This window comes from Aeromonas sp. 600276, from assembly GCF_049175815.1.
Taxonomy (GTDB): Bacteria; Pseudomonadota; Gammaproteobacteria; order Enterobacterales; family Aeromonadaceae; genus Aeromonas; species Aeromonas dhakensis.
Map to the genome: position 1 here is coordinate 23,112 of NZ_JAAKVU010000009.1, position 16,068 is coordinate 39,179.

A 16,068-nucleotide genomic window follows, 5' to 3' on the forward strand; every position below is an offset into this window, starting at 1 on the left:
GAACGGCGTGGAGTCTACGCCAATGCCAGTCGGCCCACAATCGCTGGGCCGGCCTCTTTTTAAGCCCGCAACCCCCTCAGCCAAATGAAACTGTTTTTCCTGCTGCATCGCCCGCCCAGGCTTATTCATCAAGCGGGAAAATGGTGGCAGAGACAGTAACTTACTGCTTTACCTCCAGCTCGTGGCGCACCTGCGGCGGCAGGCAACGCTCCCAACCCCACAGCAGAATAAGCAGCAGGGTCGCATCGTCGAGCCAGCCAACGAATGGCACCACATCGGGAATGAGATCCAGCGGGCTGATGCCGTAGAGCAGGACCAGGATCACCAGCCCCCTGGCCCACCAGGGGGTATCGGGGTGACGAAAACCCCGATAGAGGCGGCGCAGACGCCGCCAGATCAGCCAGCGTCGGGCACCCGGCAAGGCACTCAACTCTCGATCAACTCGTTGCGCAGCCGCTGGATCTGGTCTCGCAGCGCAGCCGCCTGCTCGAACTCCAGATCCCGTGCATGCTGGAACATCTGCTCTTCCATCCGCTTGATCTCCTTGCTGATCTCGCTGGCGGAGCGGGCGTGGTACTCCCCTTGCGGCTCGGCGGCCTTGCGGCACCCCTTGCCGGCCTTGCCCGCGGTGCGGCTGCCCCCCATGTCCATCACATCGCCGATGGACTTGTTGAGCCCCTTCGGCGTGATGCCGTGCTCCAGGTTGTGGGCGTGCTGCAGGGCGCGGCGCCGCTCGGTCTCTTCAATCGCCACCTGCATGGAGTTGGTGATGGTATCCCCGTAGAGGATCACCTTGCCGTTGAGGTTGCGTGCCGCCCGGCCAATGGTCTGGATAAGGGAGCGGGTGGAGCGCAGGAAACCCTCTTTATCCGCATCCAGGATCGCCACCAACGAGACCTCCGGCATATCGAGCCCCTCCCGCAACAGGTTGATCCCCACCAGCACGTCGAACTTGCCAAGGCGCAGATCGCGAATGATCTCCACCCGCTCGACGGTGTCGATGTCGGAGTGCAGATAACGCACCCGCACCTCGTGATCCGCCAGGTATTCGGTCAAGTCCTCCGCCATCCGCTTGGTGAGGGTGGTGACCAGCACCCGCTCCTCCACCGCCACCCGCTTGCGGATTTCGGAGAGCAGATCGTCCACCTGGGTGCTGACCGGCCGCACTTCCACTTCGGGGTCAAGCAGACCGGTGGGGCGCACCACCTGCTGCACCACATCGCCGCCGGACTTCTCCAGCTCGTAGGGACCGGGAGTCGCCGACACGAACACCGTCTGCGGCATCAGGGCCTCGAACTCGTCGAACTTGAGCGGCCGGTTGTCCAGTGCCGACGGCAGCCGGAAGCCGTACTCCACCAGGGTCTCCTTGCGGGATCTGTCCCCTTTGAACATGGCGCCGATCTGCGGCACGGTAACGTGGGATTCGTCGATGATGAGCAGGCCGTCCCCCGGCAGATAGTCAAACAGGGTAGGTGGCGGCTCCCCCGGCGCGCGGCCGGAGAGGTAGCGGCTGTAGTTCTCGATGCCGGAGCAGTAACCCAGCTCCTGCATCATCTCCATGTCGAACTGGGTGCGCTGGCTGATGCGCTGCTCTTCCACCAGCTTGTTGAGGGACAACAGCTGCTCGCGCCGCCCCTTGAGCTCCTCCTTGATGTGCTCGATGGCCCCCAGGATGGTCTCGCGCGGGGTGGCGTAGTGGGTCTTGGGGTAGATGGTGTAGCGCACCACCGTCTGCTCGATGGCGCCGGTCAGCGGATCGAACAGGGAGAGCCGCTCCACCTCTTCGTCAAACAGCTCTACCCGCAGGGCCAGCTTGTCCGACTCGGCGGGATAGATGTCCATCACCTCCCCCCTTACCCGGAAGGTGCCGCGCTGGAAGGCCATGTCGTTGCGGGTGTACTGCAGCTCGGCGAGGCGGCGCAATATGTCCCGCTGGTTGATCACGTCCCCCACTTTGAGGTGCAGCATCATGCTGAGGTAGGCCTGCGGATCCCCCAGGCCGTAGATGGCCGACACCGAGGCGACGATCACCACGTCGCGCCGCTCCAGCAGCGCCTTGGTGGCCGACAGCCGCATCTGCTCGATGTGATCGTTGATGGAGGCATCCTTCTCGATGAAGGTGTCGGTGGTCGGCACATAGGCCTCGGGCTGGTAGTAGTCGTAATAAGAGACGAAATACTCCACCGCGTTGTCGGGGAAGAACTCCTTCATCTCCCCATAGAGCTGGGCTGCCAGGGTCTTGTTGGGAGCCAGGATCATGGTGGGACGGTTGAGGGTCGCGATGACGTTGGCCATGGTGAAGGTCTTGCCCGAACCGGTCACCCCGAGCAGGGTCTGATGGGCGAGGCCAGACTCGATGCCGTCGAGCAGCTGGGCGATGGCCCTCGGCTGATCCCCGGCGGGTTGAAACTGGCTGGCCAGCTTGAATAACTTGCTCATGACGACTCCAGGCAAAAATACGCAAGAGCAGAAGTGTACTCCGAGATGGGGTGGCCTGGGTATCCACTCTGGCAGCAGAAGCGGCTATTGACCTCGAAATGCGACCTCTGTATGATGCTCCTCCTTGCCTGATGTTCCCCCGTAGTTCAGTCGGTAGAACGGCGGACTGTTAATCCGTATGTCACTGGTTCAAGTCCAGTCGGGGGAGCCAATTCCTCACCATCTCGGTGCAAGTTATCCACTTTAGTGCTTTCCTCTACCAATTTTAATGCACAAGCCGTACCCTGCGGTGACCTCTCCCTTTTTCTCCCCCATCCGCCTCGACAGCGTTTTGTTCTGCTGCGCGTAACTATTTGATTTTTATAGAAACAATCTTTTTCCGGTATTTTTCGAACAGTCCTTGCAGCCCAGTATTGGCGCGGGCTACAGCCTGATCACCAAGTTTCATAAACAGGGTTATCCACAGTTTCTGTGGGTAAGTAGGCCAAAGCCAATGACGGCCTAGGCTGGCAGGCCATTGCCGGCAAGACTGGCACGTTTGACTCGCCAACCTCATTTTCTGCTGTTTTTGCCGCGCCCCCCGAATGGGTCTCCAGTGCCCCCATCAGATGCTTTTTACAGATATCTTTTCGCCATCCCGCCACAGATGGGTCACCCTGCACGGGCGGGTCGCGACCAACCGCCAGACTCATCCCATCCCCATCAGTCAAAAATGCTGCCAGAGAGCCAAATCGACCAACCAAACAGCAGAGCGTAAAATTTCAAGCGGCCCCCAAAGACGAGGATCACAGATAGCAGGAATCACTAATTGACAGCGGGGCTGGCAGAGAGAAATAGAGGTCATTGCCGCAGGTGCCCCCCAGTTACCCTCATGACCCCGAGGACGGTGGCGGGTTAGTACCGATTAATGCGCCTTTGACGCTTCTTTATTGGTGAGGGATCCGGCACAATGTCGGCCCCACTTTTTTCCTCGGTTTTTCCGGGCATGACCATAGATTTCGTGACACTGCTACATCAAAGCGACTCCCTGCTGCTGTTCGTGGTACTGGCCTTCGGCCTGCTGCTCGGCAAAGTCAGGGTCGGCAACTTTCAGATAGGCAACACCATAGGCGTGTTGTTCACCGCCCTGCTGTTCGGCCAGATGGGCTTCGAATTCAGCACCACCACGGAGAACGTCGGCTTCATGCTGTTCATCTTCTGCGTGGGGATCGAAGCGGGGCCGCACTTCTTCAGCGTCTTCCTGCGCGACGGCATCCACTACATCACCCTGACCCTGGTGATCCTGCTGACCGCCCTCTTCCTTACCGTGGGACTGGCCAAGTTCTTCAACCTGGGGCCGGGCATGGCCGCCGGCATCCTGGCCGGTTCGCTCACCTCGACCCCGGCGCTGGTGGGGGCCCAGGATGCCCTGCGCAGCGGCCTGCTCAACCTCCCCCATCAAACCGACATGCAGTCGGTGCTCGACAACATGGGCATCGGCTATGCCCTGACTTACCTGGTAGGACTGGTGGGCCTGATGATGGTGGTGCGCTACCTCCCCTCGCTGGCACGGCTCGACCTCAACACCGAGGCGCAGAAGATCGCCCGCGAGCGCGGTCTCTCCGACAACGAGAGCCGCAAGACCTACCTGCCCATCATCCGCGCCTACCGGGTCGGCCCCGAGCTGGCGGCCTGGATCGGGGGTCGCACCCTGCGCGAGACCGGCATCTATCCTCACACCGGCTGCTACGTGGAGCGGATCCGCCGCAACGGCATCCTGGCGAGTCCGGATGGTGACGCCGTCATCCAGGAAGGGGACGAGATCGCCCTGGTGGGCTACCCCGAGAGTCACGAGAAGCTCGACGTCAACTACCGCAACGGCAAGGAGGTGTTCGACCGCAACCTGCTTGACCTGCAGATCGTCACCGAAGAGATAGTGGTGAAAAACGACGCTGTGGTGGGTCGCCATCTGGTGGAGCTCAACCTCACCGAGAAGGGCTGCTTCCTCAACCGGGTGGTGCGCTCCCAGATCGAGATGCCCTTTGATCGCAACATCATGCTGCAAAAGGGCGACGTGCTGCAGATCAGCGGCGAGAAGCAGCGGGTCAAGCTGCTGGCCAACAAGATCGGCTTCATCAGCATTCACAGCCAGACCACGGACCTGGTGGCCTTCACCACCTTCTTCGTGCTGGGTCTGTTGATTGGCTCCGTCTCGCTGGTGTTCGGCCAGCTGGAGTTTGGCCTCGGCAACGCCGTCGGCCTGCTGCTGGCGGGGATCCTGATGGGCTACCTGCGCGCCAACCACCCCACTGTGGGTTATGTGCCGCCGGGCGCCCTGCGTCTGGCCAAGGATCTCGGCCTTGCCGTCTTCATGGTGAGCACCGGCCTCAAAGCCGGTGGCGGCATCCTGGATCACCTGAGCGAAGTGGGGATGGTGGTGCTTTTCTCCGGCATGCTGGTGACCACCTTGCCGGTGCTGGTGGGCTATCTGTTCGGCGTCTGGGTGCTGAAGATGAACCCGGCCCTGCTGCTCGGCGCCATCACCGGGGCCCGTACCTGCGCCCCGGCCATGGACGTGGTGAACGAGGCGGCCAACAGCTCCATCCCGGCGCTCGGCTATGCCGGCACCTATGCGGTGGCCAACGTCATGCTGACCCTGGCGGGTTCCTTCATCATCGGCTTCTGGTTCTAGCGCCGACCAAGTGTCGTCAAAGGGGAGCCACTGAGGCTCCCCTTTTTATTCTCTGCTCTGTTCCCCACTTCCCCGCTCGCCTGTCCCTTCATCGGATAGGGCCTATGGTGCTATCCACCCCCCGCCGAGCAAACCCAATGAGCTAAAGCGCCCGCCCCATGCCGCTTACACTCAATGAAACAGACGAGGGCAGTATCATGACGCGGTTATGGATCCTCCTGTGCGGACTGCTATGCGGCCCGCTGCAGGCCGCAACGCCAGCGCAGGCCGACACCGAGCCGGCCGCACTGACGTTCAACAGCGACCAGCTGGCCCAGCCCCAGCTTGGCGATCTCGATGCCATGCTGGCACGGCGCTCCATCCGGGTGCTCACCACCTACAACAAGACAGGTTACTTCATCGACAAGGGGATACAGCGGGGCGTCACCTATGACGCCTTCATGTTGCTGGAGAAGCGGCTCAACGAGCAGTTGCGCAAGCAAAAGAACCTCAAGCGCCATCTCAAGCTGCACCTGATCTTCATCCCGGTGGCACGCGAAGCCCTGCTGGATGCCCTCATCGCGGGCAAGGGTGACATCGCCGCCGCCAACCTCACCATCACGGACAAGCGCAAGGAGCAGGGCGTGGCATTCACCGCTCCCCTGCTCGACAACGTGCGGGAGCTGCTCATCTCCGGCCCCCTCTCCCCCAAGGTGGAAAGTGCCGCCGACCTGGCCGGCCAGCGCATCTACGTGCGCCCCTCCTCCAGCTACTTCGAGAGCCTCATGGCCTACAACCAGGCGCGCAAGGCGGCGGGAGAGCCGCTCATCGACATTCAGCCGGCCCCCGAGGCACTGGAGGACGAAGATCTGGTGGAGATGGTCAACGCCGGCCTGCTCCCTTTCATCGTCATGGACGAGCACAAGGCTCGCTTCTGGCAGAAGATCTTTCCCGCCATCCGGATCCATGAACAGCCGGTGTTCCGGCAAGGGGGCGTCATCGCCTGGGCGGTGCGCAAGGAGAGCCCGCAACTGCTGGCCATGCTCAACGAACAGATCAAGGCGCTGCGCGGCAAAGCGACCGGGGACGAGCTCCTCGCCCGTTATCTCAAGCAGAACAAGTTCGTCAAGAGCGCCGCCGCCGAGGCCGAGCGCAAGAAGTTTCTGCAGGTGGTGGATCTGTTTCGCGCGTATGGCGAGAAATACGAGGTGGACTGGCTGCTGATGGCAGCCCAGGGCTATCAGGAGTCGGCCCTCAACCATCAGGCGCGCAGCCACGTCGGCGCCATCGGCATCATGCAGATCATGCCCGCCACCGGCAAGGGCCTGAAGGTGGGCGACATCCGCCAGCTTGAGCCCAATATCCATGGCGGCGTCAAATACATGCGCTGGATGATCGACCACTACTATGCGGACGAGCCCATGACCGCCCTCGACAAGGCGCTCTTCTCGTTCGCCTCCTACAATGCCGGTCCCGCCCGGGTGGCACGGCTGCGCACCGAGGCCAAGAAACGAGGACTGGATCCCAACGTCTGGTTTCACAACGTCGAGTACGTGGCGGCGGAGAAGATAGGGCCCGAGACCGTGACCTACGTGGGCAACATCTACAAGTACTACATCGCCTACAAGCTGGTAGTGGAGCAGTTGCAGCGCAAGCAGCAGGCGAGCGAGGCCATCAAGCAGCAGGGTGCCAGCGGCAACCAGGTCTCCGCCGCCCCCGCATCACAGGGATAAGTCAGCTCTCTCTTTCGCGAGGCTCCCGTCAGATGGGGAGCCGCGCGCCTTTTCAGCCGTCACCGCAGTACCATCCTGACCTCCTTCAGCCCCGTCATGGCCCAGCCTCACCCCATCGTGACCAGAATGAACACAATGACCACAACAGCCTTAATAGCCATTACGGTCAGATTGTTTGCCGACCAATCACAATTAATTAACCTTCCAGCAACAATCACAAGGAGAACACCATGTTGCAAGGAACCCTCAAACGCACGTTGCTCTGCTGCCTGCTGGGCGCCAGCCTCGGCGCCCAGGCCAAGATCGACGAAATCCACTTCCTCATTCCTGGCGGCGCCGGCGGCGGCTGGGACAACACCGCCCGCGGCACCGGCGAGGCACTGACCAAATCCGGCCTCATCACCACCGCCTCCTACCAGAACATCTCGGCCGGTGGCGGTGCCAAGGCCATAGCTCACCTCATCGAGACCTCGGCCCAGTCCGACAAGACCCTGATGGTCAACTCCACCCCCATCATCGTCAAATCCCTCTCCAAGGAGCTGCCGCAATCGTTCCGGGATCTCACCCCGGTGGCCGCCATCATCGCCGACTACCAGGCTCTGGCCGTACCGCTGGACTCCCCCTACCAAAGCTGGCCCCAGCTGCTGGCCGCCTATCAGGAGAATCCCGCCAAGGTGAAGATTGCCGGCGGCTCCGCCCGTGGCAGCCTGGATCATCTGGTGGCGGCCATGACCTTCAAGAATGCCGGGGCCGATGCCGGCAAGCTGCGCTACGTGGCCTATGACGCCGGTGGCAGCGCCATGGCGGCGGTGTTGGCAGGAGAAACCCAGGTGCTCTCCACCGGCTTTGGCGAGGCGATGGAGGCGGTCAAGTCGGGCCAGATGCGGATCCTCGGCATGACGGCCCCGACGCGGATGCCGGATGCGAGCGAGGTACCCACCTTCAGTGAACAGGGCAACCCCACGGTCTTTGCCAACTGGCGCGGCTATTTCGCCTCCCCCGCCGTCAGCGCCGACAAGTCGGCTGAATTCGCCGCCCTGCTCAAGCAGATGTATGACAAGCCGGAGTGGGAGACGGTCCGCGCCCGCAACAACTGGACCAATCTCTATCAGGCCGGCCCCGAGTTCACCGCCTTTCTGATCCAGCAGGAGCAGCAGATCGGCGGCCTGATGCGCGAACTCGGCTTCATCAAGTAATCCCACTGTCGGCGGGCCTGGCCCGCCCATCGGAGTCATCCCATGCATTTGACCAAGGAACGACTCGGGGGGCTGCTGTTTTTGCTGCTCTCCCTCGCCTACGGCTATCACGCCACCCAGATCCCCGGCTACCCCGGGGACGAATATGAACCCTTCACCGCCAGCACCCTGCCCTATGCCCTGGCCGGCGCCGGCGCCCTGCTCTCCCTGCTGCTGATCTGCTTTCCGGGCGGCGAGCGGCTGCAGCGGGAGAGCGGCAACTGGCGGCTGGTGTTCGCCCTGCTGCTGCTGATGCTGGCCTACGGCCTGGCTCTTGGCTGGCTCGGCTTTCTGGTCGCCACCACCCTGTTTCTCATCGGCGGGATCCGGCTGATGGGCGAGCAGAGCCTCGCTTTCACCTGCAAGGTGAGCCTGCCGTTCACCCTCATCTTCTGGGCCCTGCTCACCAAGGGGCTCAACGTCTACCTCGAGCCGGGCCGGCTGTTCACCCAGTTGCTGGGATAAGGAGAACACATGTTAGACGGCATTTTGCAAGGACTGGGCACCGCCATGATGCCCATCAATATCTTCATGGTGATCGTCGGCTGTTTCGTCGGCACCTTCATTGGCATGCTGCCGGGCCTTGGGCCCGTCACCGCCATCGCCCTGATGATCCCCATCACCTACGGGCTGGATCCCGCCTCCGGTATCATTTTGATGGCTGGGGTCTATTACGGCTCCATGTTCGGCGGCTCCACCTCCTCCATCCTGATCAACACCCCGGGCTGCTCCGCCAGCATGATCACCGCCATCGACGGCTATCCGCTGGCCTGCAAGGGGCAGGCGGGCAAGGCGCTGGCCATCGCCGCCTACGCCTCCTTCACCGGCGGCACCCTGTCGGCCATCTTCCTGATGGTGGCGGCGCCGCTGCTGGCCAAGGTCTCCCTCTCGTTCCAGTCGGCGGACTACTTCGCCCTCATGGTGCTGGGGCTCTCGGCGGTGGCGGCCTTTGCCGGCAAGGGCCAGGTGCTCAAGGCGCTGATCATGGCGCTGTTCGGCATCATGCTCTCCACCGTCGGCATCGACCGCAGCGTCGGGGTGGACAGGTTCACCTTCGGCCTGCCGGACTTGCGTGACGGTTTCTCCTTCCTGCTGCTGGCCATGGCCACCTTTGCTCTGGCGGAGATCCTGATGACGGTGCTGCGCCCGGGCAAGGACACCAGCAAGGAGGAGGCGCGCAAGATCCAGCAGCTCGGCTCCCTCAAGCTGAGCAGGGACGAGGTCAAAGAAATAGCGCCCCCCATCGCCCGCTCCTCGGTGATGGGTTTTCTCATCGGCGTGCTGCCGGGGGCCGGTGCCACCATCGCCTCCTTCATGGCCTATGGCGCAGAGCGCAACTTCGCCAGCAAACGCAGGCAGGAGGAGTTCGGCAAGGGCAGCCTGACCGGCATCGCCGCGCCGGAGGCGGCCAACAACGCCGCCTCCAGCGGGGCCTTCGTACCGCTGCTGACCCTGGGGATCCCAGGCTCCGGCACCACGGCGCTGATGCTGGGGGCCCTCATCGCCTACGGCATCCAGCCGGGCCCGCGCCTGTTCATGGAGCATCCGGATGTGTTCTGGTCGGTGATCATCTCCATGTACCTGGGCAACGTGGTGCTCTTGATCCTCAATCTGCCGCTCATCCCTTATCTTGCCAAGATCCTGCAGGTGCCACGCCCCGTGCTCATCCCCATGGTGCTGCTGTTTTCTCTGATCGGGGTCTATCTGGTCTCCTTCAACACCATGGACATCTATGTGATGGCGCTGGTGGCGCTGATCGCCATCGGCCTGCGCCTGCTGGACTTCCCGATGGCACCCATGCTGCTCGGCTTTATCCTGGGGGGCATGCTGGAGGACAACTTGCGCCGAGCCCTGGTGATCAACGACGGCTCCCTGAGCTTCCTGTGGGAGCGCCCCATCACCCTCGCCTTCACCCTGGTGACCCTGGTGATGCTGCTATTGCCGGTGTGGCAGTGGTGGCAGGCGCGCCGCGCACCGGCCGCCACACTGCAATCCGAGCCGAGCTGAGTTGACGGATCCCACACAGCAAAAGAGCGCCGACAGGCGCTCTTTTTATTGGCAAGACAAGATAGGAGGTTATTCCATTCAGGGCTGGCGATAACGTCGCTCCGGCCGGCCCACGGTACCGTACTCCAGCTCCGGGCTCGCCAGCTGCTGGCCCACCAGAAACTCCAGATAGCGGCGCGCCGTGGTGCGACTCACACCGACCCGGCCACCGATCTCCTCGGCGCTGGCTCCCTGCGATCCCAGCGCCGCCAGCACCCGCTGCAGGGTGAGCCCGTCGATCCCCTTGGGCAGGCCGCCCGCCGCCACCTGCTGCAACGGCGTCCCCAGCAGGGCGTCCACCGCCTGCTGATCGATGTCGGCCAGCGCCGCCAGGGCGGCGCGGTCCTGGCAATATTTGTCGAGGGTGTCGCGCAGCCGCTCAAACACCACGGGCTTGAGGATGAAATCCACCACCCCGAGCCGCATTGCCTCCTGCAAGGCGCTGGCCTCCCGCGCCGCGGTGAGCAGTATCACGTCGAGGGAAGCCCCCGCCTGGCGCAGCTCCCGCAGCAGGGCAAAGCCCTCGCCATCGGGCAGCCAGACGTCCAGCAGCACCAGATCGGGCTTGAGGATCTCTATCTGCTCCCTGGCATCGAACAGGGTGAGCGCCACCCCCTGCACCTCGAAGCCCGCCAGCCGCTGCACGAAGCGGCGGTGGATCTCGGCAATGGCCGGGTCATCCTCGACGATCAGGATCTTGATCACTCACACCTCCTTGGGAATGTAACAGACGACGCAACTCCCCTGCGCCGTGGCTTCGATGGTGATGGTCCCCTGCAGGGCATCCAGGGTCTTGCGCACCAGCGCGAGGCCAATACCGTGATCCGGCTCCGCCTTGCTGCTGACCCCCCGCTCGAACAGGCGATCCGCCAGCGCGGGATCGATCCCCCCTGCCCCGTCTTCCACCTCCAGGATGAGATCCTGGCCAAGATCGCTCAGCGCCACCCGTACCGGCTGGTAGGGGGCACCGTGGCGACGGGTCGCCTCGAAGGCATTGTCGATGAGATTGCCCAGTACCGTCACCAGCTGGGAGCCGCTGACGCGAAGGGGAATGTCGTGCAGGCGGGAATCCGGGTCCACCTCCAGCACCAGCCCCAGCTCGTGCGCCCTGTGGTATTTGCCGAGCAGCAGGCCGGCCACCTTGGGCTTGGCGATGGCGCGCAGCAGGAAGCTGAGCAGGCTCTGCTCGGTGGCCGCCTCCCGCCCGATGAAGGCAAGCGCCTCGCGGGTGGCCCCGAGCTCGATGAGCCCGGCTATGGTGCCGAGCTGGTTGTGGTGTTCGTGGGTCTGCACCCGCAACAGATCGCTGTAGGCCTGCACCTGGGAGAGCTGGGCACTCAGTTCGGCCAGCTCGTCCTTGCGCCGAAAGCTCGACACTGCACCGATCAGCTTGCCATCGCGCACCAGCGGCAGCCGGTTGACGATGAGGGACTGGCCGTTGAGCACTATCTCCTCGTCAAACTGCGGGCGCGGATCCTGAATCAGGGAGAGCATGCGACTCTCCGGCAGCAGCCGGGTGACGGGCTGGCCGATGGCGGCCCGGGCCGTCTGTTCGTCAAGGCGCAGCAGGCGGATGCCATTGGGATTGAGGGAGGTGAGCCGGCCCTGCTCGTCGATGGTGAGGATCCCCTCGCGCACGCTGCGCAGGGTGCAGTCCAGTTCGGCATAGAGGCGGCCGATCTGCTCGGGCTCAAAGCCAAGGATGGCCCGTTTGTAACGGCGGGCCAGCCAGGCGGCGGCCAGGCTGTTGAGCAGCACGATGAGCAGGGTCATGGCAAGGCCGAAACGCAGGAACCCCTGCAGATCCGCCTCGATATCCCGCACCAGATAACCGACCGAGACCACCCCGATGATCTGGCCAAGCTCATCGCGGATGGGGCTCTTGCCGCGCACCGAGACCCCGAGGGACCCTTGCGCGCGGGAGATATAGGCCTCCCCCTGCAGCGCCCGCCTCGGATCATCCCCCATCATGGGCTGGCCGATGCGATCCGCATTGGGGTGCACCAGCCGGCGCGCGTCCTTATCGCCGATGACGATATAGCTGGCGCCGACCTCGGCGCGGATCCGCTCCACCAGCACATTGAGGCGGGCGGTGTCGGCCCGCTTCACCCCGGCCAGCACGCCAGGCTCGCGGGCCACCAGCCGCGCCACGTCGAGGGCCTGATCCCCCACCTCGCGGTAGCGCTGCTCGGACACATAGTAGTAACTGGCTCCGCTCAGCAGCACCAGCTGCAGCAGACTGACCAGACAGAGCATGAGGAGGATGCGTCCTTGCAACCCCAGCTTCATGCCTCCTTGTCGCCTCGCAACAAGTCGAGCAGCAGGCTGCCATCGCGCAGGGCCTTGTGCACCTGCACCGAGGTGGGCTTGGTGGGATCTTCGTAGAAGTGGGTGGATTCTATCTGCAGCCGCACCAGGTATTCGGCCGGCAGTTGGCTGGCCAGCGACTGATGCAGCATGGGAAACAGCAGCCGATCGGCGCGGGTGATTTCCCCCCCCAGCAGCAGCTTGCCCGGATTGAGCAGACAGATGAGGTTGGAGAGCACCCGGGAGAGCCGCCCCGCCGCCTGATGGAGAATGTCCTGGCAGAGGCTGTTGCCCGCCAGCGCCAGCTCGCACAGCTCGCGAATGGTGACGCTCTCGGGCAGGTCGTGCTCCTGCATCCGCTCGCGCAGATCCCGGTACTGGGCTTCAAGCGCCTGATTGGTCACCAGGGTGCAGGCACAGCCGAAGCCGCCGCAGTAGCAGCGCTGACCGTAGGGTTCGAGCTGCAGATGGCTGAGATCGCCGAGCAGCGCGTTCTCGCTCTCGATGAGCTGGCCGTTGACCACCATGCCGACCCCGATGTCGTTGTGCACGAACACCAGCACCGCATCGGCGCAGTTCTTGGCGGCGCCCCACTCACGCTCGGCCTGGATCCAGGTGCGCACGTCGCCGCTCACCAGCACCGGCACCGCGAAGGCCTCCTGCAGGGTCGGGCCGAGCGGCCAGTTGCGCAGATCGTAGAAGGGGAAGTGCTTGACCATGCCGGAGTGGCGCTCCACCTGCCCGGGCAGACAGAGGGCGATGCAGGCGAGACGCAGCGCTTTTTTGGGCAAGAAGCCCTCGATGGCCCGCACCAGGCTGGCCAGCAGGTCGGCGCGCTCCCCTTCGCTGAAGACATGGCGATGACGGGCAAGCGAGCGGCCGGCCAGATCGAACAGCGCCATGTCCACATAGCCGCGGCCAAGGCGCATGGAGAGAAACTGGAAGCGGCGCTCGTTGATGCGCAGCAAGGTCTGGCGGCGACCACGCCCCACCGAGCTCTCGCCACAGGTGACCACCAGGCCGCCGTCGAGCAATTCGCGGGTGATCTTGGTGATGCTGGCAGGCGAAAGGCCGGTCAAGCGGGAGAGATCGGTACGGGACAGCTCCTTGTGCTCCTCCAGGCTGGCGTAGACCAGGCCATAGTTGAGCTGACGGATCAAATCGATACTGCCTTTCACGATCTCATTCATAGGGTAAGGGGCAAGGGCTGACACAGAGGGGGCCAATTTTCACACATTATTGGTCAATCCCCAAATAAAGTGCGGCCTGAACCGGGGGCCAGGCCGCATCTTGTGAGGGATATCCCCCTCTTGTAACCCCATCAGTAGCGGAACTGGGAGACCAGCTTGCGCAGCTTGTCACCGGTGCTGGCCAGATCGCGGGTGGTGCTGTTGGACTCGACCGCCGCATCGGTCAGCTCGCTGACGATCTGCTGAATGGCCACCAGGTTCTTGTTGATCTCCTCGGAGACCGCATGCTGCTCCTCGGCGGCGGTGGCTATCTGGATGTTCATGTCGTTGATGGTGCTGACCGCCATCACCATGCTGTCGAGGGAAGTGGCGATGTGGCTCGCCTCCTGCACCGTCTCCTGGCTGCGATCCTCGCTCGCCTGCATCACGTCAACCGCCTGTTTCACCCCGCCCTGCAGACGCTGCAGCATCTCGTTGATCTCCTTGGTGCTCTGCTGGGTGCGACCGGCCAGCGAACGGACTTCATCCGCCACCACCGCGAAGCCGCGTCCCTGCTCGCCGGCCCGGGCCGCCTCGATGGCGGCGTTGAGCGCCAGCAGGTTGGTCTGCTCGGCAATGCCGCGAATGACCTCCACCACGGATCCTATCTTGGCGGTCTCCTGCGCCAGCTGCTCGATGACGCCGGAGGCGGTGTGCACCTCGCCCACCAGCCGGTTGATGCTGTTGATGGCGGTACCCACCACACCGCGGGCCGCATCGGATTCGCGCGCCGCATCGCTGGTGGCGGTGGCGGCGTTGGAGGCGCTGGCCGCCACTTCCTGGGCGGTGGAGCTCATCTCGGTCACCGCGGTGACCACCTGATCCGTCTCCCGGCTGTGGCCATGCATCTGATGGTCATAGTGCTCGCTCAGGTGGTGCAGCTTCTCCACCGCGCTGAACAGATGATTGCTGGTCTCCCCCACCTGGCTCACCACCGACTGGATCCGTGCCACGAAACGGTTGAAGGCGGTGGCCAGCTGACCGATCTCGTCGTGACTCTGTACCTTGAGGCGCTGGGTCAGATCCCCCTCCCCGTCGGCGATGTCGTTGAGGGCCGATACCGCGTCCGCCAGCGGCCGGGTGACCCGGTTGCCGATCACCACGGTGGCGGCCAGGGTCACCCCCAGAATGACCAGAATGAGTAGCACGCTGCTCTGCAGCGAGTCACGCATGTTGCTCTCGCGTACGGTACGCAGCGCCGCCAGCTCGTTGTCGATGTCGTCGATATAGAAACCGGTGCCGATGACCCACTGGTACTTGTCGAGCACCAGGTTGAAGGAGAGCTTGGGCGCATCCCGACCGATGGAAGGCTTGGCGGTCCAGTATTCGGAGAAGCCATCCCCCTGGCGCGCCGCCTTGACGATCTCCTGGATCAGCAGCTTGCCCTTGGCATCCTTGTCCTGCCAGCGGTTCTTGCCCTCCATCTCGGGACGGGGAGGCAAGAGTATCGCCGTGCCCTGAAAGTCGTAGACGAAAAAATAGCCATCGCTGCTGTAGCGCAGCGGACGCAGCATCTCGATCACCTGCTTGCGCACCGCCGGAGTGTCCGGCTGGCTGTAGACGGCATCGATGGCCGTCTTGGCCAGCATCAGATAGCTGCTGAGCAGTTCCTTGCGATCCTTGATCGCATTCTCCCGCGCCACCACCAGATCGGCTTCCAGATCACTCTTTGCAATCATGTAGTTGCTGAGATTGACCACCAGGGCCATCAGGAGCACGGGGACGGCTCCCAACAACAGGATTTTCTGCTTTAGCGTCATCTTTTACATCCTTGCAGCTGTTTTTATGAGTGTTCCGTTCCTACCAGACCAGTATAGGATGCTGGTCGACGGGGACCTGCTTTCGCTACAATCCCCGCCCTCTATCTCTATCGACTCAGATGGCCAGTCACATGAACAAATGCCCTTGCGGTTCAACTCTTTCTCTCGATTTGTGCTGTGGATCACTGCACCAGGGGGCCGCCCCCCAGACCCCGGAGCAGCTGATGCGCTCGCGCTACAGCGCCTTCGTGCTGGGACTGGGGGAGTATCTGGTACACAGCTGGCACCCTGACTATCTAGGGGATCTGACTGCGGAGCAGCTCTCCCAAACCGACACCCAATGGGACGGGCTCGAGATCATCGCCAGCCAGGGCGGCCCCGCTGACACCCTTGGCATGGTGGAGTTCAAGGCCTGGTTCATGGAGGGTGAAGAGCGCCACTGCCTCCATGAGCGATCCCGTTTCGTGCGCCATCAGGGGCGCTGGGTCTATACCGATGGCGAGCAGGATCCGGCGCCACTGCGGGTGGGGCGCAACGACCCCTGTCCCTGTGGCAGCGGCAAGAAGTTCAAGAAGTGCTGCGGCTGAGCGCCGTGACTAGTGTCGACAGAGGGGGCCCAGCGGCCCCCTCTGCTGTTATGAGAGTGTGACAACAATCACGATTTGCTCA

The 16,068-nt window shown here is 63.3% G+C and carries 12 protein-coding genes and 1 tRNA gene; 7 read left to right on the top strand and 6 right to left on the bottom strand.

Annotation, left to right across the window (positions count from 1 at the left end):
- Window positions 1–160 precede the first annotated feature (160 nt).
- Window positions 161–430: a YkvA family protein gene (locus G5134_RS10815; protein WP_065017710.1), complete on the bottom strand. Its 270-nt coding sequence runs from the start codon at window positions 428–430 to the stop codon at window positions 161–163.
- Complete coding sequence (gene uvrB / locus G5134_RS10820; RefSeq protein ID WP_421231997.1) at window positions 427–2,439, bottom strand: excinuclease ABC subunit UvrB; 2,013 nt, start codon at window positions 2,437–2,439, stop codon at window positions 427–429. The genes G5134_RS10815 and uvrB overlap by 4 nt, the downstream gene beginning before the upstream one ends.
- A gap of 135 nt (window positions 2,440–2,574) precedes the next feature.
- On the opposite strand from uvrB, the gene G5134_RS10825 reads away from it, so the two are divergent.
- The 6 genes from G5134_RS10825 to G5134_RS10850 all read left to right on the top strand — a co-directional run bounded on the left by G5134_RS10825 (window position 2,575) and on the right by G5134_RS10850 (window position 10,064).
- Window positions 2,575–2,650 (top strand) — tRNA-Asn (locus G5134_RS10825).
- Between the two features lie 774 nt (window positions 2,651–3,424).
- A complete protein-coding gene (locus tag G5134_RS10830; protein WP_010634129.1) occupies window positions 3,425–5,110 on the top strand; it encodes an aspartate:alanine antiporter in 1,686 nt (561 codons plus the stop codon).
- 197 nt (window positions 5,111–5,307) lie between these two features.
- On the top strand, window positions 5,308–6,822 hold the full coding sequence (locus G5134_RS10835; protein ID WP_065017712.1) for a lytic transglycosylase F: 1,515 nt from the start codon (window positions 5,308–5,310) through the stop codon (window positions 6,820–6,822).
- Between the two features lie 230 nt (window positions 6,823–7,052).
- Entirely contained in the window at window positions 7,053–8,018 is a 966-nt protein-coding gene (locus G5134_RS10840) for a tripartite tricarboxylate transporter substrate binding protein (protein WP_029301042.1), read from the top strand.
- 42 nt (window positions 8,019–8,060) lie between these two features.
- On the top strand, window positions 8,061–8,522 hold the full coding sequence (locus G5134_RS10845; protein WP_065017713.1) for a tripartite tricarboxylate transporter TctB family protein: 462 nt from the start codon (window positions 8,061–8,063) through the stop codon (window positions 8,520–8,522).
- Window positions 8,523–8,531: 9 nt separating this feature from the next.
- Entirely contained in the window at window positions 8,532–10,064 is a 1,533-nt protein-coding gene (locus G5134_RS10850; protein ID WP_139707256.1) for a tripartite tricarboxylate transporter permease, read from the top strand.
- Window positions 10,065–10,142: 78 nt separating this feature from the next.
- Here G5134_RS10850 and G5134_RS10855 read toward each other — a convergent pair whose 3' ends face one another.
- From G5134_RS10855 to G5134_RS10870, 4 genes are all read right to left on the bottom strand, one after another.
- Window positions 10,143–10,808: a response regulator gene (locus G5134_RS10855; protein ID WP_279450970.1), complete on the bottom strand. Its 666-nt coding sequence runs from the start codon at window positions 10,806–10,808 to the stop codon at window positions 10,143–10,145.
- Window positions 10,809–12,392 (bottom strand): sensor histidine kinase, encoded by a 1,584-nt coding sequence (locus G5134_RS10860; RefSeq protein WP_279450971.1) that lies wholly within the window; start codon window positions 12,390–12,392, stop codon window positions 10,809–10,811.
- Window positions 12,389–13,600, bottom strand: a complete 1,212-nt coding sequence (locus tag G5134_RS10865; RefSeq protein WP_005300317.1) for an ROK family transcriptional regulator — start codon at window positions 13,598–13,600, stop codon at window positions 12,389–12,391. Before G5134_RS10865 ends, G5134_RS10860 begins: the two co-directional genes overlap by 4 nt.
- 131 nt (window positions 13,601–13,731) lie before the next feature.
- Window positions 13,732–15,399 carry a methyl-accepting chemotaxis protein gene (locus G5134_RS10870; protein WP_421231998.1) on the bottom strand — a complete coding sequence of 556 codons (1,668 nt, stop codon included), beginning with the start codon at window positions 15,397–15,399 and terminating at the stop codon, window positions 13,732–13,734.
- Window positions 15,400–15,530: 131 nt separating this feature from the next.
- Here G5134_RS10870 and G5134_RS10875 point away from each other — a divergent pair, with 131 nt between their 5' ends.
- Window positions 15,531–15,986, top strand: a complete 456-nt coding sequence (locus G5134_RS10875; RefSeq protein ID WP_421231999.1) for a YchJ family protein — start codon at window positions 15,531–15,533, stop codon at window positions 15,984–15,986.
- Window positions 15,987–16,068: the final 82 nt, after the last annotated feature.